This is a genomic window from Pectobacterium artocarpous (assembly GCF_046159765.1).
GTDB lineage: Bacteria > Pseudomonadota > Gammaproteobacteria > Enterobacterales > Enterobacteriaceae > Pectobacterium.
In genome coordinates this window covers 27,055-46,528 of the sequence record NZ_JBJXVK010000029.1, presented here as the reverse complement: position 1 = coordinate 46,528, position 19,474 = coordinate 27,055, and the positions used below count along the sequence as shown (strand labels likewise).

Below are 19,474 nucleotides of genomic sequence, written 5' to 3'. Positions count from 1 at the left end.
TTATGGCACTAAAAAAGGGTTGAGTTCAATGGTAAGACCAAAGAAACGCCCCAGACAAGTGCAGACTCATCCGGGGCGCAGCATTGTACAAAGTTTAAAACAGGTAAGCTACCATCACCGCTTTTTTTCTGTGCCATCACTTCTGTGATGCGTATTCACGCAACAAAAAAGAGGCAACATCACAAGCTCTTACCTATTATCATGCACAACAGTTCATCGTGCGTAATGTTACACAACATCACATTACGCGCGTGGGCAGATTTCATCATCGCTGAAGAAATACGCGATTTCACGCTGAGCGGATTCGATAGAATCAGACCCATGTACTGCGTTTGCCGTAAAGCTGTCCGCGTAATCGGCGCGCAGCGTGCCCGCCAGTGCGTTTGCCGGGTTCGTGGCCCCCATGATGTCACGGTTACGTTGAACGGCGTTTTCACCTTCCAGTACCTGCACCATGATGGGGCCAGACATCATGAATTCGACCAGGCCATCAAAGAACGGCTTGCCTTTATGTTCCGCATAGAAACCTTCTGCTTGCTCACGACTTAGGCGCAGCATTTTAGCCGCAACGATGGTAAAACCCGCGCTTTCAAAACGAGCGTAAATCGCGCCGATCGCATTCTTGGCAACCGCATTAGGTTTTACGATGGAGAAGGTACGTTCTATCGTCATATTGACCTCATTAACTAAACTGTCTGATTGCAGCCGGATTATAAGAATTGTATACCCAGCCAGTGAAAGTGGCGCAAATTATAGGGGTAGCGGCCGTTGTTGCCTACCAAGGAAATAACATTTCATTAAAAAAACTTTACCTCTCATTTCCTCTTCATTAACGATTACGCCTCGCACATTTTCGCCCCCACAACCACCGCACGAAATGTAACAAATCATCGGCGATCACAGTTCTGAAGGCACTTGTAACGTTATAGGTCATTTGTTTTTAAAACAATAAGATAACTATATTTTTCTTATCATTCACTGCTAGCCTTGCTGTTGTACCCACCATAATGGCCAGTAAGAGGGCTGATAATAAAAAGAGCGGTCAATGCATTGCAAAATTTCGGCAAATCCCTGTATGGGCCGGTGCAGATACTCCCGATTGTCGGGCTATTCATCGCATTTGGGAATGTGTTCGATAACCGTAATAATGAGCGCGCTGTGGCCGTTTGCTCAACACGGCATTACCTGGCTGGCCTTCGCCATCAAAGGGGCTGGCCCTGTTGGCATCGCGGTTTACAGCTTTCTGGAACGCGTGCTGATCCCCACCGGGCTGCATCATCTGGTCTACACCCCGTTCCTCTACACCGAACTGGGCGGAACCGCAGAGGTGTGCGGCAAGCTGTATCAGGGCGATCGCAACCTCTATTTCGCAGAAATGGCCTGTGGACGTCAAACAGCCGAGTTCCACCGTAATCTGGGATGCGTGTCGGTCAGTACAAAATACAAGAACAAGACGAGAAAATCCCACGGCGTCGCGGCGTCGTCGGGCAGGAAACCATACCGTGCCAACCATGCTGCACGCCAAAGCAATTCTGGATGAGATAATTGAAGCCAATCAGGATTACTGGCCGCAATTAAAACAAGCATATAGAGACGACATCGCCCAATAATCCGCTACTTGTCGGATAAGGGAAAATCGCTGACAATGAATCTATCATTGCACATCAATGATAGATTCGGAGCCGAATGCGTCGGCCCCAACGTGGAGGAGCTATGTCAGCATCGTCTTCTGATTTGCCCGTTTCTCATGAGCGGTTTGTTTCCGCAGACTGGCTTGCCAGCCGCTTGAATGACAGCAGTATCACGCTCATTGATGCCCGGATGCTACCGCCGGGCAACACCACCCGTGATATTCATGCCGAATACCGCGCCGGTCACCTGCCTGCCGCAGTTTTTTTTGATATTGAAACCCTGTCCGATCACAGCACCGATCTGCCGCATATGATGCCGACACGCGAAGGTTTCGCGCATGCGATGGGTGAGTTAGGGATCGACAATAATAAGCACCTGGTGATTTACGATGAAGGCAACCTCTTCTCTGCACCCCGTGCGTGGTGGATGCTGCACACCTTCGGCGCGACATCCCTTTCAATTCTGAGCGGGGGGCTGGCAGGCTGGAAAGCGCAAAATCTGCCGTTAGAACAGGGTGATGTGACACCGAAGCCAACCACGTTTCACGCTACGTTGGATGAAAGCGCCATTCGCTCACGCGACGAGGTGCTCTCCATCAGCCGGGATAAATCAGAACAGATTGTCGATGCCCGCCCCGCTCCACGCTTTCATGCCGAGGTGGACGAACCGCGTCCCGGCCTGCATCGTGGACATATTCCCGGCAGCCTGAATGTACCGTGGACTGAGCTGGTGCATAACGGTGCGCTAAAGCCGAATGCCGAACTGGCGACCATTCTGCATAAACACGGCGTGGATTTCACTCGCCCTATCGTCGCCAGTTGCGGCTCCGGCGTAACGGCGTCCGTCGTGGTGCTGGCGCTGACGCAGCTAAATGTCCCAGATGTGACGCTGTACGACGGTTCGTGGAGCGATTGGGGTAGCCGCGATGACGTGCCGATTGCGCGAGATTAATCCCGTTCGGTGTGTTATTGCCGTCAATCAGGGGTAGCGGGTGGATAATCGGCTGACGTCCTTAATGCAGTACAGTCAGGTGCTGACGTGCGCGGAATACCGCGTGCTGGCCTTTATCGTCGAGCATTCGACGCTGATTGGCAAAATCACGGTGCGGGGACTGGCGCAGAAAACCTATCTCTCCACGGCAACCATCATGCGACTATGCCGGAAAATCGGTTTTAGTGGTTCAGCAAACGCCTTTATCACTGCAAAACGCTGCTGACGGATAATCCGCCTCTGGCTCCCTCGCCCATTGTCGCGCCCGATGACGCTTCGCTTCCTGGTGCCTTGCCGTATTTTGTCGCCAATTACCAACGCACGTTTTCCTACATTAGCCATCAGGATCGAGCGGTATTCAGCGCTATCCTCAGCAGGAAAGCCACTTTTCCTCTATAGCGTGGGGGTTTTCCCATCTGTTTGCCGACTATCTGGCGAAGAAACTACAGGTGCAGGGGAAAGATGCCTTCTCTTCCCGACTAGGGGATAGCCAGGGGATTTTTCTCAATAACGCGCCAAAATATCAGGTGTTTATTGCCATCTCTCGCAGTGGGGAAACCGGGCTGGTGTTGATAAGGCGCGTATCGCCAAAAATATTGGCATGAAGGTGATCGCGTTTACCCGTGCGTCATTGAATTCATTAGGCGAGTTGGTCGATCTGCACTTCCGGCTCTACGACGATGCGGTTCACTATGCGGCAGAAGCCGGCGAGATTTAGCTCATTTGAATCGAATCTGGTGATGCTGATTGATTTGTTGCTGTTGCAGGCAACAACAGAAAAGCCGTAATCCGCCGTTGCCTATATCAAATTTACATACCCTATATACCCTAAATAATTCGAGTTGCGTGAAGGCGGCAACCGCACGAATCCCCAGGAGCTTACACAGGTAAGTGACTGGGGTGAGTAAGGGCAGCCAACGCACAAGCAGCTTAAAGTATGACGGGTATCAGGCGTTGCCGGTGGCCTTAAACTCCCTCAGGAAGCTCCCCCACTTGCGCTCATAGAACGGCGTGGTGTGTTTAATCATGTAATGACTGATGCCCGGCTCGCCTTCTTTCACCAGACACAGATCGACAGGACGCTCGTCCGGCAAGGTATCACTGGCGACGCTGCCCGCTTCACGGATGATCGTTTCCTCGTCCTGATCGGCATCAATACCAATCAGAAGATGCGGCTGTTCTTCGCCCGGCTCCTGAATCTGCGCCAGAAACGCCCGTTTTACGTGGCGATGCTTGGTAAACAGCTGCGTCAGGGAATCAATCATCTGCGCAGGCATCTCGGCTGGTTGACTCAGCAAGACCTGCATATCTTCTTCGACGATATGCTGCTGAACAAAACCGTGACCTTCGCCAGACAGAATATGTTCAATTTCCTGCGGCAAAAACTCTTTGCCATACGGCAGTTTAGGATTGAGGAACAGTGTGACGCCCTGCGTCATTTCAAACAGCGAACGCGTCGGCAGAGCCAGAAAAGACGCTTCCTCCGTAATCACGCTCTGTAAGGCTTCCAGAGAAGAGAAGAAAGGAATAGCAGATGAGCCATCGTCTTTTTCCCAGTGTTGGATGTTCACATTACTGCCCGCGTGCAACACCACCTCACCGGATTCATCCCCGTCATCGGTCGTGCCCAACACAAACACCGTGGCTTCCATCAGTTCACTGAAAAATTCAGGACGATGTGCGGGTTCCGTTGCAGCCAGAATAAGCACTTCTTCCAGTTTGTTACGTGGCGAAAACTCCATACTTTCCTCAACATGATTACGTTAAAAAACCGACGCGTGAGGCTCTAATGCCGATCGGTTAAGGATCGAGATACCGGGGGCTACCACGATGCGAGGCATCCCTGCGGGTGCCTCATCACCCTGTTTCCCCCTAAACCCATGCTTAAGTGACTAGCATTACGCATGAGGCGCGGCGTTATATCTCAACACATTCTGTAAATGGCAGATAAGTCTGAAACGACTATTTGGCGTTGCTCAGCAAGAGGTTAGCCAACGTACGCACGCCGAGCCCCGTTGCGCCAGTCGCCCACTGCTCTACCGCGCCTTTACGGTACGTTGCGGAACAATCGATATGCAGCCAGCCCTGCTGGTAATTTTTCACAAAATGCGACAGAAAAGCCGCCGCCGTACTGGCACCGGCGGTGTGCGCGCCGCTGGCAATATTGTTCAGATCGGCAAAGCTGGACGGCAGATGGCTACGGTGGAACTCTTCCAACGGCAAACGCCAGAATGGCTCGTTCTCTTTCTTCGCACTTTCCTGCAAAGCAGCAACCAGCCCGTCATCAAAGCTGAACAGCGCATGATAGTCGTTGCCCAGCGCCATTTTTGCCGCCCCCGTCAGCGTGGCACAGTCGATAATCCACTGCGGATTCTGCTCGGAGGCATCGATCAGGCCATCCGCCAACACCAGACGCCCTTCCGCATCGGTGTTCATGACTTCGACCGTCTTGCCATTGCGGTAGCGAATGATGTCGCCCAGTCGGAACGCATTGCCGCTCACCATGTTGTCTGCACAACACAAGTACAGTTTCACGCGCTGTTGCAAACCGCGCGCTGCCGCCAGCGCCAATGCTCCCGTCAGGGTTGCGGCACCGCCCATATCCGATTTCATGGAATCCATCGAGTTGCTGGGTTTCAGGCTATAGCCGCCGGTATCAAACGTAATACCTTTACCCACCAGGCAGGCGAACACGGGCTCATCCGGGTTACCCGACGGGTTATAGTCCAGTGCCAGCAGCACTGGCTGACGTTCAGAACCGCGGCCGACCGTGTGCAGACCGGCATAATTCTGTTCGCGCAAATCTTCACCTTTGGTGATGCGATAGCTGACGGCATCACAGGCGACGTCACACAGCAGATCGACCGCACGGGTCGCTAATTGCTCTGGTCCTAAGTCTTCAGCAGGCAGGTTGATGGTGTCACGAACCCAGTCCACAATCTTCAGTCGGTCATTAAATTCTTTCTGGTCAGCCTCATTCAGCTCTGCCCATTCGACCGTTCTTTGCCCTTTCGGCCCACGATATCCCTGCCAGAATGCCCAGCTGTTTGCCAAATCCCAGCCTTCACCTGCCAGCTTAACGTGTTTAATTCCCTGCCCGTCGATCTTGCGGGCAGCACGCTGGATCACTGCCAGTACAGCGTTGCCATTCAGCGATGTAGTCCCCACATGAATGGTAAACCCCTTCTCATTCACACTTAGCGTCGCTTTTTCTCCCCAGCGCACATCAGCAGGTTGAGTGGAGAGTGAAACCAGCATGGTGTTGTTCGTCATAGTGCTTCTCCGATAATGGGTATGCCTGCTACTTTTCATGTTTGCAGGTACTTTTCATATTTGCAGACACGTTATTTATCAATGCTTGTTTATCAATACTTAGCTTACCGATAAATAAACGGTGCATCATGACATGAAAATGTTACGAATTTTGGCACGAAGTATACCCTAAATAATTCGAGTTTCAGGAAGGCGGCAAGCAAAGGAATCCCGACGAACTTACTTGAGTAAGTGATTCGGGTGACTGAACGCAGCCAACGCACATGCAACTTGAAGTATGACGGGTATAAAACGGGCTGCCAAAGGCAGCCCCATAATGTTGCTATTCTGCTTCATCTAACCAGACCAACAGGATCGCTTCCAGAATTTTTTCATTGGAAGCGTCCGGTCGATCGTCAAATTCATCCAATTCGCAGATCCACTGGTGCATATCCGTGAAACGCACGGTTTTCGGATCGAGATCGGGAATCCGCAATCGCTGCCTTGATGGCGTCTTCCGCCAGAATGGAGCAGTGAATCTTCACTGGCGGTAGCTCAAGCTCTTCGGCAATCTGCGTGTTCTTAATCGCTTCAGCTTCATTCAGCGATTTGCCTTTTACCCACTCGGTGACCAGCGAGCTGGAGGCGATGGCAGAACCACAACCGTATGTCTTGAAGCGGGCATCTTCGATGATACCCTCATTGTTGACTTTTATCTGCAACTTCATCACATCGCCGCACGCTGGCGCGGCGACCATGCCGCTGCCGATAGAAGGATCGGCGTTATCAAATGAACCCACGTTGCGTGGATTTTCATAGTGATCAATTACTTTTTCGCTGTAAGCCATGATAGTCGTCCCCGACCTGGTGAATTAATGATGCGCCCACTCGATGCTGCTGATATCCACGCCCTGCTTGAACATTTCCCACAGCGGAGAAAGATCGCGCAGACGACCGATGGATTTACGCACCAGCTCGATGGTGTAGTCGATCTCTTCTTCGGTGGTAAAACGCCCCAGCGAGAAACGGATCGAGCTATGCGCCAGCTCATCATTCATGCCCAGCGCACGTAACACGTAGGAGGGCTCCAGACTGGCCGACGTACAGGCAGAACCGGACGACACCGCCAGATCCTTGAGCGCCATAATCAGCGATTCGCCTTCAACATAGTTGAAGCTGACGTTCAGGATGTTAGGCGCGCCCTGCTCAATGTCACCATTGAGGTAGACTTCTTCAATATCATTAATCCCGTTCCACAGACGATCGCGCAGAACACGCAGGCGATCCATTTCTGCGGTCATCTCTTCTTTCGCGATGCGGTAGGCTTCACCCATGCCGACAATCTGGTGCACAGGCAAGGTACCAGAACGCATGCCACGCTCATGGCCACCACCGTGCATCTGTGCTTCGAGACGAATACGAGGTTTACGACGAACATACAGTGCACCAATCCCTTTCGGCCCATAGATTTTATGGCCGGAGAAAGACATCAGATCCACTTTTAACTGGTTGAGATCGAGAGGCAGCTTGCCTACGCTCTGCGTGGCGTCGACGTGGAACACGATACCGCGACGGCGACACATGTCGCCGATCGTTTCGATATCCTGCACAACACCGATTTCATTGTTGACGTGCATGATGGAAACCAGAATGGTGTCCTCACGCATTGCCGCTTCGAGTTCAGCCAGATCGATAATGCCGTTACGCTGCGGCGCCAGATAGGTAACCTCGAAACCTTCACGTTCAAGCTGACGGCAGGTATCCAGCACGGCTTTGTGCTCGGTCTTGCTGGTGATGATGTGCTTGCCCTTCTTCTGGTAGAAGTTGGCAACACCTTTGATCGCGAGGTTATCGGCTTCGGTCGCGCCTGACGTAAAGACGATCTCACGTGGGTCGGCACCGACCAGTTCAGCAATTTGGTTACGGGCGATATCTACCGCCTCTTCCGCCTGCCAGCCAAAACGGTGGGAACGGGAAGCTGGGTTACCGAACGTACCGTCCAACGTCAAAAACTGCATCATTTTCTCAGCAACGCGCGGGTCAACAGGCGTGGTGGCTGAGTAGTCAAGATAGATAGGTAACTTCATTGCTCATAAACTCCGTACATCACTTCAAAACGTACAATGCGTTTTGTTTTATTGACAGGCTGTTTATACCCGCAACCTCTCGGGCCAATGCAAAAAATCTGACGATGTTATTGTTGGCGCAACATCGTGATAGTTGGGCCAACGCCAATGCCACATTGGACAATGTGGTCAGGATTATGCGGCTATCAGAAAGGCAAAACGTGACGAGTAAAACATCTACTCGTCACGTTGAAAAGTGTGTCAGGCGCGCAGGTTAACGTTGATCGTTTCCTGAATACGTCCGTTAGCGGTGCGGCGAATATCCGCATCCTGACGATCCGCGACATCCAGCACTTCCTTGTTGTTCACCAGCTCATCCAGCGTGATGTTATTCAGGAAGTCAGTAATACGGTCGCTCAGGTCGCGCCACAGCGTGTGCGTCAGGCAGCGATCGCCACCCTGGCAGCCTTCACGCCCCTGACAACGCGTGGCGTCAACGGATTCATCAACGGCCGAAATGACCATGCCGACAGCGATTTCATTCGCATTCTTACCCAGCAAGTAGCCGCCGCCCGGACCGCGAACGCTGGCAACCAGTCCATTCTTACGCAGGCGTGAAAACAGCTGCTCCAGATAGGACAGTGAAATACCCTGGCGTTCAGAAATATCCGCCAATGGAACTGGCCCTTCCTGGGAGTGCAGAGCCACATCGAGCATGGCGGTAACGGCGTAACGGCCTTTGGATGTCAGTCTCATGATAGTGGTACCTGTAGGTAAAACATGTATTATGAAAACATGTATTGGCAGAACATACCGCGAGTCTGACATTCCTGAGTATTTTAGTCAACTATTTAACCAAGCAAAACACTCAAGTATTATTCGGCGTGTGTTTTTTGTACCGAACTCAGTATTCCACGCAGGATGTTAAGTTCCTGACTTTCCGGTCTGGCGCGGGTAAACAGGCGGCGCAGCTTATTCATCACCTGCCCTTGATGTACCGGCCGGATAAATCCGGTTTGCAGCAGCGTCTGTTCAAGATGCTGATAAAACCGCTCCAGATCGTCAACCAACGGATACGGCGATTCTTCATGTTTCGGCTGCCCGGCCTGTAACCTATCCAAATGCGCGATGCGCACTTCATAAGCAATAATCTGCACCGCCATCGCCAGATTGAGCGAGCTGTAATCTGGGTTCGCAGGAATCGCCACGTGGTAATGGCATTTCTGAAGCTCATCATTCGTCAGCCCCACACGTTCGCGCCCAAACACCAGCGCCACCGGGGCATGCTCGGCTTCCTGCGCGCTACGAACGCCGCACTCACGCGGTTCCAGCATCGGCCAGGGTAAGGTTCGGGAACGTGCGCTGGTGCCAATGACCAAACCACATCCTTCGAGCGCCTGATCGAACGAATCAACAATGGTGGCATTACCGATAACATCGCTGGCGCCTGCCGCCAACGCAATGGCCTGTGAATCAGGCTTGACCAACGGGTTGACCAGATAAAGTTTGCTTAACCCCATGGTTTTCATCGCCCTGGCCACTGACCCCATATTGCCAGTGTGCGACGTTTCGACCAGAACAATGCGAATATTGTCTAACATATGAACTCTGTTGTGCGATAGATAGAAGGAAGTCGTGCGAAAAGGAAATCGCCATACCTTAACACAAACTTATACACTAAATAATTCGAGTTGCAGGACAAACGCTAACGTTTGAACAACGCGAAACGTTGGCCCGCTAGGGCGAGACTTGTTTATAAGCCTCGTAACGCGGCAAATGAAGGACAAATTCGTCTGGAACGAATTTGTCCAGTCAACGGCTGGCCTTCGGTGAGTGACAAACCTGCCAAAGGCAGGTTTGAACGCTGCTTGCAGTGGCCCCCAACGAGGAGAGGCACACGCAAGTGTGCCGAGTAGTGTAGCCAACGCACATGCGGCTTGCAGAATGACGTGTATAGATATTTTACTTTTCTGCTGCTATACTCTGCGCCGCTTTCCGTTCTTTAACATTCCAGTGGACCGATACCATGCATCCGATGCTCAACATCGCTATACGCGCTGCGCGTAAAGCCGGTAATTTGATTGCCAAAAACTATGAAACGCCAGACGCCGTCGAAGCTAGCCAGAAAGGCAGCAACGATTTTGTGACCAACGTCGATCGGGATGCAGAACGTCTGATCATTGAAGTCATCCGCAAATCTTATCCACAGCATACCATCATTGGTGAAGAGTGTGGCGAGTTGGCAGGTGAAGATCCGGCAGTACAATGGGTTATCGATCCTCTGGATGGCACCACCAACTTCATCAAACGTTTACCTCACTTCGCTGTATCTATCGCGGTTCGCATTAAAGGCCGTACAGAAGTTGCCGTCGTTTACGATCCTATGCGTAATGAACTGTTTACCGCGACCCGTGGTCAAGGCGCGCAACTGAACGGCTATCGTCTGCGCAGCAGCACTGCCCGCGATCTGGAAGGCACCGTACTGGCAACAGGTTTTCCCTTCAAATTAAAACAGCACAGCAAAAGCTACATCAATGCTATCGGTGCACTATTCACCCACTGTGCGGATTTCCGCCGTACGGGTTCCGCTGCACTGGATCTGGCGTATGTTGCCGCAGGTCGCGTTGACGGTTTCTTTGAAATCGGTCTGAAGCCGTGGGATTTTGCCGGTGGTGAGCTGCTGGTGCGTGAAGCTGGCGGAATCGTGACAGACTTCGTTGGCGGCCATAATTACATGGCGTCCGGCAATCTGGTCGCAGGTAATCCACGTGTGGTGAAAGCGATGCTGGGCACCATCCGTGAAGAACTGAGCGACGCGCTGAAACGCTAATCTCGACCAACTCCGACCTCCACATAAAAACGAAGAGGGTCGGAGTTGTTATTTTTCTTTACATATGAATCCTGTATACGCATTGCTTATCTTTATACGATAATAATTATCAACCGCATTACACTGATAAAATTGTGAATTAGGATCGCTATCATGTTAAGAAAATCAGTAAGATCGCTCTTTCTGACCGCACTACTTACTACCCCGCTTTTCAGCTATGCCACCCAATATCCTCTTACCGTTACTGATTTCGACGGCAGAAGTGTCACCATTAAACAAGAGCCACAGCGCATTATTCTGCAAGATGGCCGCGATATTATGGCGATGGCATTGCTTGACCGAGACAACCCCTTCCAGCGTCTGGTCGCCTGGAATAACCTGGCGAAAAAGCAGGACATCGCCACTTGGGACATGCTGAAAGGAAAATGGCCTCAGTCCGTCAGCATTCTGGATATGGGATTCAGTGACAAAGGCAACGTCGACCTGGAAAGCGTGCTGTCAAAACAGCCTGACCTGATGATTGCCCAGTTGCGCGCCAAGGCGGCACTGACGGAAAGTGGCGTGATTGACAAACTCAGTGCGTTGAACATTCCCGTGCTGTTTGTCGATTATGAAATTAATCCGGCTAAAGACACAGCCCCCAGTATCGACCTGTTAGGTAAGGTTCTGAATCGTGAAGCCAATGCCAAAGCCTACACGGACTTTTACCGTAAACACTTCGATGCCATTCAGCAGAAAACCGCCGCAATAACCCCAAAACCCAGCATCTTTATCGAAGCTATCGCCGGTAACTCCGACTCCTGCTGTTTTACCCATGCCCACAATGGCTGGGGTGGACTGATTGAAGCCGTCGGCGCGAAAAATATTGGTTCAGATTTGCTGCCGGGTGCATCAGGCTTTGTCTCGCTGGAAAAAATCATCAGCATGAAACCTGATGCCTACATTATGACGGGATCAAAACGTGGCAACAGCCAGGTGCTGCCGTTAGGCTATGGCGCCAGCGTAGAAAACGTTCGTGCTCAAGCTAATACGCTGTTAAGCCGTACCGGTATCAGCCAGATTCCGGCGGTTGAGGCTAAACACGTTTATGGTATTTACCATCATTTCTACAACCATCCCTACAACATTGTCGGAATGGAATATCTGGCGAAAGATATTTACCCTCAGGCATTTACCAGCCTGAATCCAGATGACACCTATCGCCATATTATTCAGAATTTTACCTCGCTGCCCGACAGTGACTTTATCTTTGCCTGGAAACAAGGTGAGTAATTTTTCATGAGTACAACCACTGAACCGGGCATCCGCAATCCTGCTACGGATGCCAACACCATTATGGACAACTATCGCGGCATCATTCGACGCCGCGTGGGTGTTATGGCGATACTGCTGTTGATCATCATCGGCTCATTGTTACTGGATTTCACAATGGGGCCTTCAGGCCTGACACTTGATGTGCTTTGGCAGACGCTGACCGATCCGGCCAGCGCCGATGCGGGTACGCGCGTGATCGTCTGGGATATTCGTCTTCCTTACGCGCTGATGGCGATTGTTGTCGGGCTGTCGCTCGGGCTGGCGGGTGCAGAAATGCAAACCATCCTGAACAACCCGCTGGCTAGCCCTTTTACGCTCGGTGTTTCTTCCGCCGCCGCATTCGGCGCCGCGCTGGCTATCGTCCTCGGCATCGGTATCCCCGGTATTCCGGCTCAGTGGTTTATCTCTGCAAACGCCTTTGTCTTTGCGCTGCTGGCAGCACTCCTGCTTGATGGGATTACGCGCTGGACGCAGGTCGCCACCTCCGGCGTCGTGCTGTTCGGTATCGCGCTGGTGTTTACCTTCAACGCGCTGGTTTCCATGCTCCAGTTCATCGCCAACGAAGACACGTTGCAAGGTTTGGTGTTTTGGACGATGGGCAGCCTGGCTCGCGCCTCGTGGGAAAAACTGGGTATCTTGCTGTTAGTGCTCGTTATCGTGATGCCAATTTCACTGATGAGCTCCTGGAAACTGACCGCGCTGCGGTTGGGTGAAGATCGTGCCGTGAGTTTTGGCATTAACGTTCGCGGCCTGCGTCTGGCGACGCTACTGCGTATCAGTATTTTGTCCGCCATATCCGTCGCGTTTGTCGGTCCAATAGGCTTTATCGGTCTGGTGGCTCCGCATATCGCGCGTATGATTTTCGGTGAAGATCACCGCTTCTATCTGCCTGCCAGTGCATTAACTGGCGCGCTGGTGCTATCGATGGCGTCCGTTGCCTCGAAAAACCTTATCCCCGGCGTCATTATTCCGGTAGGCATCGTCACATCACTGGTTGGCGTGCCCTTCTTCCTGAGTATTATCCTGCGCCACAGAGGAAACGTATGAACCAGCACACCTCTTCTGGATTACGCCTTTCCCACTTTCGCGCCGGTTACCCCAAGCGTCAGGTGATTCGCGATCTGTCCGTACCAGAGTTGCCGCGCGGGAAAATTACCGTGCTGCTCGGCCCCAACGGCAGCGGTAAATCCACGCTGCTGCGTGCAATGGCAGGGCTGAATGCTTCCGAAGGCGAGCTGTGGCTGGATGACACCAACCTGATGACGTTACCGTTCGCTCAGCGAGCGGAAAAAGTCGTTTATCTGCCGCAGTCCCTGCCCGCAGGCGTTCACCTACACGTACTGGAATCGATCATCGTCGCACAGCGCGCGTCCGGCGGTATGCACAGTGCTGAAAAGCAGAATGAAGTGATGAGCCTGCTGCGTCAGTTGGGCATTGAACATCTGGCGTTGAGCTATCTTGATCAGCTTTCCGGCGGACAGAAACAGCTGGTTGGATTAGCACAATCGCTGATCCGTCAACCTTCCCTGCTCCTGCTGGATGAACCGCTCAGTGCGCTGGATCTGAACTATCAGTTCCACGTGATGGATTTGGTGCGCAAGGAAACGCGTAAGCGCAACATCATCACTGTGGTGGTGGTACATGACATCAATATTGCATTGCGCCACAGCGACCACGTACTGATGCTGCAAAACGGCAATCTGATTGCCAACGGCGCACCGGCCGAGGTTATCAGCCCGGCAAACCTGTCTGCGGTCTATGGCGTTCGCGGACGCATCGAGCGCTGTTCGCAAGGCGTGCCGCAGGTGATTATCGACGGATTGGTCAGCGACCCCACCATCTAAACACGTTGCCGGACGAATAGACGGTGAGTGCCTTCACCGTCTTTCCTTCCTTACCTTATCTGCACTACGACATTTCATTCACCGCGCCCAAACTATTTATACCGCACACACCTTATACCGCACACGCTGCGCTGACTTTGGCGGTGTCGTTATTCAACACAAGCGTTCAGAGCCAAGCATATCGCGCATGTTCGTCAGCATGTTCTCAAACAAACGCAACGCCAGGCCAACGCTGTTTACGTTGTAGTATAACGGCGCGTCATGATGCTTCAGATAATGTTCGAACTCTGGTTTATCGAGCAGCTTATAAATTGCCGTAAATCGCAAAATAAGGTGACGGCAATTATTGAGGTAGAGTTCGAGCGTGCGGTAATCGCTTTTCATTAGCTGAGTAAGCAACGTGGTCATATGTTCGAATTCCGTCAGCAGAGACGCATAATCCTCCAGATTTTCCGCACTGTGCTCAGTCGATTCCATATCGTCATCTCCCTGGGTTTTTCACCACGGGTCAATTTGAGCCAATAGCCGCATGCCGTTTCACTGCACAGCATGCGGCTTGAGAGCTCAAAAATGCTGCCAGTCCGCTTCATCCTGAGACGTTGCTCCTTTCTTCGTCACGGGAGCGAGGTGTAGTGCAGCAGATACAGAGGCAGGAGACGGGGTCGACGGGGCTGAGTGACTGATAATAAACTGCCCTACCAGTTGGCTCAATGTGGATGCTTGCTCCTGCAATGACTGCGATGCAGAAGAAGCCTCTTCGACCAATGAGGCGTTTTGTTGTGTCATATCATCCATCTGATTAACAGCTTGATGTACTTGGCTGATACCCTGACTTTGTTCTGCCGTCGCCGCAGCGATTTCATTGACTAAATCTGTCACCTGCTGGATCGCGTCTTTCATCGCCGACATGTTTTTCCCTACGTCGCTGGCTTGCTCGACACCCGCTGATACCAACGAGTTTGAGGCATCAATCAAATCTTTGATTTCACGTGCCGCCGTGGACGATCGCTGTGCCAGCGTGCGTACTTCACCCGCAACCACCGCAAAACCGCGCCCTTGCTCACCGGCCCGAGCCGCTTCTACCGCCGCATTCAGGGCAAGAATATTGGTCTGAAATGCAATGCCTTCTATAAGGGCAATGATGTCGGTGATCTTGCCTGAGCTGGTGCGAATATGTTCCATCGTATTCAGCATGATATTGACTGAATCCGCGCTATTGGCGGAAATCTTACTCGCATTCCCCGCTAGCAGGCTCGCCTGTTGCGTGTTCTCTGCGTTCTGACGCACCGTTTCACTAAGTTCAGTCATACTGGCAGCAGTTTGTTCTAAAGAGGCTGCCTGTTCCTCAGTACGAGCAGACAGATCTTCATTACCTGCTGCAATCTGTGTTGCCGCGCTACTTACCGATTGTGAGGCAACATTTACCGATACTAACGCAGATGAAATTTTATTCATCAATCGATTAAATGAAGTCGCTGTTTCCCCGATTTCATCATTACGCCGCTCATCAGCCTGAACAGTCAAATCAAGAGTGGTACTTGCCGTCTCCATCATTTGACTCATATTACTCAGGCTTTTTCTGATATTCAGGATCGTTCTCATGACAAAGAAACCAATCAACAATACCACCAACAGTGCGCCAGATAACAAGCCAACCCATGTTTGGTCATAAATCTGTGTATTCATTTTACGTAAGTCATCACCAATTTTGACATTTAGGTCAAATTGCTTGCGATAACTGGCGATTAAATTACGTATAACCTCTCCCGGCCCCCCATTTTCCTGAAGTAAAGCAAGAGAGACATCATCCTGACTTGTTTTTGATACGTTAAAATAAGCAGGCAGAGATGCTTGCAACTTGTTGGTCAAATCGATTGCAACCTCAGTCAATCGACGATCCTCTTCTGAAGAGATATCGTTCTTAAGATAATACTCATTAAGCGCCTTTATCTCTTCCATTGTTGTGGCAATGCCCTGTTCGATAACGGAGAACTTACTGTTATCCGTGTTAGTTTGGTGCCGATACAGATACATCACCAGAGAGTTACTTTTATCCACTAAACTATTTAAATCTTTAATACTTGGTATTGCGTTATCCTGAACATATTCGAAACGAGACTGAAACCCTGATAATAATGATAAAGAAACGATAACTAATGCGATGAGTGCTAATGATAACAATGAGAATGTCAGTAGCAAACGTTGTGTGATATTCATAAATTCTCCATTCTTGAACTTTTCTACTAGATTTTTCCTGATCCTACATACTGTGGAAACAGCATCTCTCCCCCTCTATGCTGTATCGGGATGAATCAGGCGTACCTCCAACATGCTCAATTATCGGCGCAGGAAAAGTCTTCTTGATGCTATTTGATCGATAAAACCATTTGAATGAGGAAAATGTTTAATTTTTATCAATTAAAAAGCATATCGTGGCGTACACAGCATCACTGTTGAAGACGGGTAAAAAACAAGCACACAAAGCATAAAAAAGCACTGAACGGTGAGATCCTGTGCTTTTTTATTATCGGATTGACTGTATGACGGATATCGCGTTATTTCTTCGCTGGCAACGTAACCCAATAGCCTGGCTGATACGGCAGCGGCAGGAACTTCTCATGGAAGGTACGGAACGTCGCATCAGGATCGATATCCTTAAACAGCTCCGGGTGCATCCATTTTGCTAACACCTGAATCGCCACAAACTGATACGGGCTGTCATAGAACTGATGCCAGATCGCATGAGCGTTACCGTTAGTCGCAACAGGCAGCGTTTTAAATGCTGAACGCTCCATCAGTTTTTGCAGGCGTTGCAGCGTTTCTTTCTGATCGGCACCTGGCCCAACGCCAACCCAGCCATTCGCCGTGTTGTAGTTTTTCCAGTTCGCTCCTGTCACCACCACCACATCCGGGCGAGAGCTGATAATCTGCTCGGGGTTCAGCGTACCAAACGTGCCGGGGATGATGTTCTTGGCAATGTTGTCACCGCCGGCGGCTTCAACCATGCGGCCAAAGTTCTCATCACCGAATGACATACAGCACTCTTCGTCATAGCCGCCCGCACGGTCGATCATCACTTTCGGACGTGGACCCTGATAGTTTTTCAACCGATCGGTGACCAGCTCAATCTGCTCACGGCGGAATTTAATAATCTCTTCCGCCCGCTGGGGTTTGCCTACCAACTGCCCCATGATGTGAATGCTTTTCTCGGCATTCTCAAACGGCTTCTCACGGAAATCGATAAACACCACCGGAATACCCAGCGAGTTGAGCTTTTCTATCAGTTTGCCTTCATCCGTCGCCGCTTTTGACTCCAGATTCATCAACACCAAATCCGGTTTCAGCGTCAGCGCCTGCTCGACGTTGAAGGTGCCATCTTTCGCGCCCCCAAAGGTTGGTAACTTTTTGATTTCCGGATAGTGCTTTTCATAAGCCAGATAGCCGTCGTAATCCGCTTTGGGCAAATCGTCACGCCAGCCAACCACGCGCTGGAACGGGGCTTCGGTATCAAAGGCCGCCAGCAGATAAATTTGCCGTCCCTCGCCTAAAATAATCCGCTTCACTTCGGATTTAATTTCAACTTTCCTGCCGCTAACATCTTCAATAACAATCGGATTAGCGTTGACGATGGCGCTCGCACCCAACCCTAATAGAACAACGACTGAGAACAGCCATTTCTTCATTATTATTCCCTTCTGCGATCATGGTCATAAATGATAATGGTTATCATTATTGAAATGGTATCCCGCTGTGATTATCGGCGGCAATGGGTTTTTAGTGCGAGGTTAATAAAAAGTAAAATCAGGCGGAGAATGGCCGAATACCGCCCATCATCGCGGGCTGGGCGCTGAGGTAAAGCAGGACGCCGGAACCAACCAAAATCAGCCCGCCAGCAAACGCCAGAAGAGAAAACGTTGCACGTTGCCATACAGGCGATGCACGATTTGCACCTAAACGCTCAACGACGCGACGGCAGTAAAAAACCAACACGGCCAGTGCCGAGATGGTGATCGCCGTTCCGGCAGCCATCACCAATGCAGAAGCAACGCCCCACAGATAGGCGCCGATCACCTTAGAGAAAAGCAGTACCAGAATAGCACCTGAGCACGGGCGCATTCCCATCGCCAGCACAATCATCAGACGCGTGCGCCAACTGCTATCACGCTCCAGTTCCTCATTGCTCGGTAGATGGCGGTGCCCGCAGCCACAGTCGGCATCGTGCTGATGCAGAGAAGGAGATAGAACGGGGGTAGGACGAAGCGTCATCGGTCTATCCGTGGAAGGATGAAGCGGGGTTACACGTAAGATAGTCGCCGGTTTAGGCCGTCGCACGAGGACAATATAGAGCTGTTTTAACGCACGAAAACAGAGTACCAGCCCTAGCCCCGCGACCAGCACGAAGCTCCCCTTTTCCATCCAGAAGCTGCTGTTATGCAACGTTCGACTCGACAACTGTAAAATACCGAGCACCACGGTCACCAGTGCCACCGCCATAAGCCCCTGAACCAGCGACGCTGCAAGCGTCAACTTTAGGCTGCTTTTCAGCTTCGACGGGTGTGTCGCCAGATAGGTCATGATAACAACTTTACCGTGCCCCGGCCCGACGGCATGGAGCATGCCATAGACCAGACTGAACATCATCAGACTCAATCCTGCCTGATGCGGCTGCTGCTCCACCATTTGCAACAGGTGCGACAGTTGCTGATGCAGCGATTTCTGCCAGATCGCGCTTTGCAGCACGATTTGCGGCCAGTATCCGACGATGTAATGCAGTGCCGAAGCCAGCAGTGCCAAAAACAGCCACAGCGGCCACAGATCGCGCAGTCGGCTCAACAACGGGCGCTGACGCGGCAGCGAGCCGAGGTTCACTGACATTGCAACGTCACCCGCTGTGCAAACTGTTTCCCAAGTTCCATGTCTTCATCCGGCGCATCGTTCTTATCCAACGACAGCGCATAGGATTGCAATTCAGCATTAGGCTCCGGCGTGACGAGCGAGGTTTTACACCGTGAAACCAGCGCAGGTGCCAGCGTAACAGCCTTTTCGTTCTGATAGGACATATCAACAAAGTAGGTAGGATCGTAGGTAGAAATCAGCAAAGGCTTTCCGACAAGCGGCTGTGGATGCGCCAGCGGCAACACAAACTCCAATACCGCCTGATTGCCTTTGCGGGAAAGGTGATATTCGGTTGGCATCGGCGCATATTTTACAGGCTGACCATCACGATAAATATCAGTGAAATAGTGCTGCCCTAACACATTCGCCATGACGTCTGCCGCCAGTTTCTTCCAGACTTCAGAATCCTTCTTCGCCTTCCCTGCGTCATACAACAGGTCAGCAGAGGTGATAGGATCCATCGTCCACTGCATGCGTAAACCGGTAATGTTGTCGTTCTGGCTCTCAACTGTCGTCTGCATATCAATAAAACTGTGTGGGTGAGCGAAAACAGGTTGGCAAAATGCCAAACCTGTCATCAGCAACATTATCCGTCCGCACCACCATTTCAAAGTGTTATAATGTAACATTATTTTTACCACACTACGTTA

The 19,474-nt window shown here is 51.3% G+C and carries 17 protein-coding genes and 3 pseudogenes; 7 read left to right on the top strand and 13 right to left on the bottom strand.

Going from position 1 to position 19,474, the window contains the following annotated elements:
* Positions 1 to 243: 243 nt before the first annotated feature.
* Entirely contained in the window at positions 244 to 672 is a 429-nt protein-coding gene (gene ndk, locus ACKQAD_RS17575) for a nucleoside-diphosphate kinase (protein ID WP_409161307.1), read from the bottom strand.
* A gap of 469 nt (positions 673 to 1,141) precedes the next feature.
* Between ndk and ACKQAD_RS17570 the strand changes: the two are divergent.
* From ACKQAD_RS17570 to ACKQAD_RS17560, 3 genes and pseudogenes are all read left to right on the top strand, one after another.
* A pseudogene (locus tag ACKQAD_RS17570) lies at positions 1,142 to 1,424 on the top strand (PTS transporter subunit EIIC); the annotation flags it as partial.
* Positions 1,425 to 1,713: 289 nt separating this feature from the next.
* Positions 1,714 to 2,583, top strand: a complete 870-nt coding sequence (gene sseA, locus ACKQAD_RS17565) for a 3-mercaptopyruvate sulfurtransferase (RefSeq protein ID WP_409161306.1) — start codon at positions 1,714 to 1,716, stop codon at positions 2,581 to 2,583.
* 40 nt (positions 2,584 to 2,623) lie between these two features.
* Positions 2,624 to 3,410, top strand: a pseudogene (locus tag ACKQAD_RS17560) (MurR/RpiR family transcriptional regulator).
* 159 nt (positions 3,411 to 3,569) lie between these two features.
* On the opposite strand, the gene sseB reads toward ACKQAD_RS17560, so the two are convergent.
* From sseB to trmJ, 7 genes and pseudogenes are all read right to left on the bottom strand, one after another.
* The gene (gene sseB / locus ACKQAD_RS17555) at positions 3,570 to 4,364 is read right to left on the bottom strand and encodes an enhanced serine sensitivity protein SseB (protein ID WP_409161305.1); all 795 of its coding nucleotides are present in this window, start codon (positions 4,362 to 4,364) and stop codon (positions 3,570 to 3,572) included.
* 220 nt (positions 4,365 to 4,584) lie between these two features.
* On the bottom strand, positions 4,585 to 5,895 hold the full coding sequence (gene pepB / locus ACKQAD_RS17550; protein WP_409161304.1) for an aminopeptidase PepB: 1,311 nt from the start codon (positions 5,893 to 5,895) through the stop codon (positions 4,585 to 4,587).
* A 322-nt stretch (positions 5,896 to 6,217) separates the two neighbouring features.
* Positions 6,218 to 6,361 (bottom strand): annotated as a pseudogene (gene iscX, locus ACKQAD_RS17545) (Fe-S cluster assembly protein IscX); the annotation flags it as partial.
* Positions 6,297 to 6,722 (bottom strand): Fe-S cluster assembly scaffold IscU, encoded by a 426-nt coding sequence (iscU, locus tag ACKQAD_RS17540; RefSeq protein WP_409161303.1) that lies wholly within the window; start codon positions 6,720 to 6,722, stop codon positions 6,297 to 6,299. The gene iscU and the pseudogene iscX, both read right to left, overlap by 65 nt.
* A 24-nt stretch (positions 6,723 to 6,746) precedes the next feature.
* Positions 6,747 to 7,961 (bottom strand): IscS subfamily cysteine desulfurase, encoded by a 1,215-nt coding sequence (locus tag ACKQAD_RS17535; protein ID WP_409161302.1) that lies wholly within the window; start codon positions 7,959 to 7,961, stop codon positions 6,747 to 6,749.
* Between the two features lie 240 nt (positions 7,962 to 8,201).
* Entirely contained in the window at positions 8,202 to 8,696 is a 495-nt protein-coding gene (gene iscR, locus ACKQAD_RS17530) for a Fe-S cluster assembly transcriptional regulator IscR (protein ID WP_180741757.1), read from the bottom strand.
* 119 nt (positions 8,697 to 8,815) lie between these two features.
* The gene (gene trmJ, locus ACKQAD_RS17525) at positions 8,816 to 9,541 is read right to left on the bottom strand and encodes a tRNA (cytosine(32)/uridine(32)-2'-O)-methyltransferase TrmJ (RefSeq protein WP_409161301.1); all 726 of its coding nucleotides are present in this window, start codon (positions 9,539 to 9,541) and stop codon (positions 8,816 to 8,818) included.
* Positions 9,542 to 9,966: 425 nt separating this feature from the next.
* Between trmJ and suhB the strand changes: the two genes are divergently transcribed.
* From suhB to ACKQAD_RS17505, 4 genes are all read left to right on the top strand, one after another.
* Positions 9,967 to 10,770 (top strand): inositol-1-monophosphatase, encoded by an 804-nt coding sequence (gene suhB, locus ACKQAD_RS17520; protein WP_225085420.1) that lies wholly within the window; start codon positions 9,967 to 9,969, stop codon positions 10,768 to 10,770.
* 153 nt (positions 10,771 to 10,923) lie between these two features.
* Complete coding sequence (locus ACKQAD_RS17515) at positions 10,924 to 12,042, top strand: ABC transporter substrate-binding protein (RefSeq protein ID WP_409161300.1); 1,119 nt, start codon at positions 10,924 to 10,926, stop codon at positions 12,040 to 12,042.
* Positions 12,043 to 12,048: 6 nt separating this feature from the next.
* Positions 12,049 to 13,131: a FecCD family ABC transporter permease gene (locus ACKQAD_RS17510; protein ID WP_409161299.1), complete on the top strand. Its 1,083-nt coding sequence runs from the start codon at positions 12,049 to 12,051 to the stop codon at positions 13,129 to 13,131.
* Entirely contained in the window at positions 13,128 to 13,928 is an 801-nt protein-coding gene (locus tag ACKQAD_RS17505) for an ABC transporter ATP-binding protein (protein ID WP_409161298.1), read from the top strand. The genes ACKQAD_RS17510 and ACKQAD_RS17505 overlap by 4 nt, the downstream gene beginning before the upstream one ends.
* 153 nt (positions 13,929 to 14,081) lie before the next feature.
* Here the strand turns inward: ACKQAD_RS17505 and ACKQAD_RS17500 are convergent, their stop codons facing one another.
* The 5 genes from ACKQAD_RS17500 to ACKQAD_RS17480 form a co-directional block, all read right to left on the bottom strand.
* On the bottom strand, positions 14,082 to 14,405 hold the full coding sequence (locus tag ACKQAD_RS17500; RefSeq protein WP_409161297.1) for a hypothetical protein: 324 nt from the start codon (positions 14,403 to 14,405) through the stop codon (positions 14,082 to 14,084).
* Between the two features lie 87 nt (positions 14,406 to 14,492).
* A complete protein-coding gene (locus tag ACKQAD_RS17495) occupies positions 14,493 to 16,145 on the bottom strand; it encodes a methyl-accepting chemotaxis protein (protein WP_409161296.1) in 1,653 nt (550 codons plus the stop codon).
* A 338-nt stretch (positions 16,146 to 16,483) separates the two neighbouring features.
* The gene (locus tag ACKQAD_RS17490; RefSeq protein WP_409161295.1) at positions 16,484 to 17,611 is read right to left on the bottom strand and encodes an ABC transporter substrate-binding protein; all 1,128 of its coding nucleotides are present in this window, start codon (positions 17,609 to 17,611) and stop codon (positions 16,484 to 16,486) included.
* 118 nt (positions 17,612 to 17,729) lie between these two features.
* The gene (locus ACKQAD_RS17485; RefSeq protein WP_409161294.1) at positions 17,730 to 18,803 is read right to left on the bottom strand and encodes a nickel/cobalt transporter; all 1,074 of its coding nucleotides are present in this window, start codon (positions 18,801 to 18,803) and stop codon (positions 17,730 to 17,732) included.
* Positions 18,794 to 19,453, bottom strand: coding sequence for a DUF1007 family protein (locus ACKQAD_RS17480; protein ID WP_409161293.1), 660 nt, complete (start codon positions 19,451 to 19,453; stop codon positions 18,794 to 18,796). The genes ACKQAD_RS17485 and ACKQAD_RS17480 overlap by 10 nt, the downstream gene beginning before the upstream one ends.
* Positions 19,454 to 19,474 lie beyond the last annotated feature (21 nt).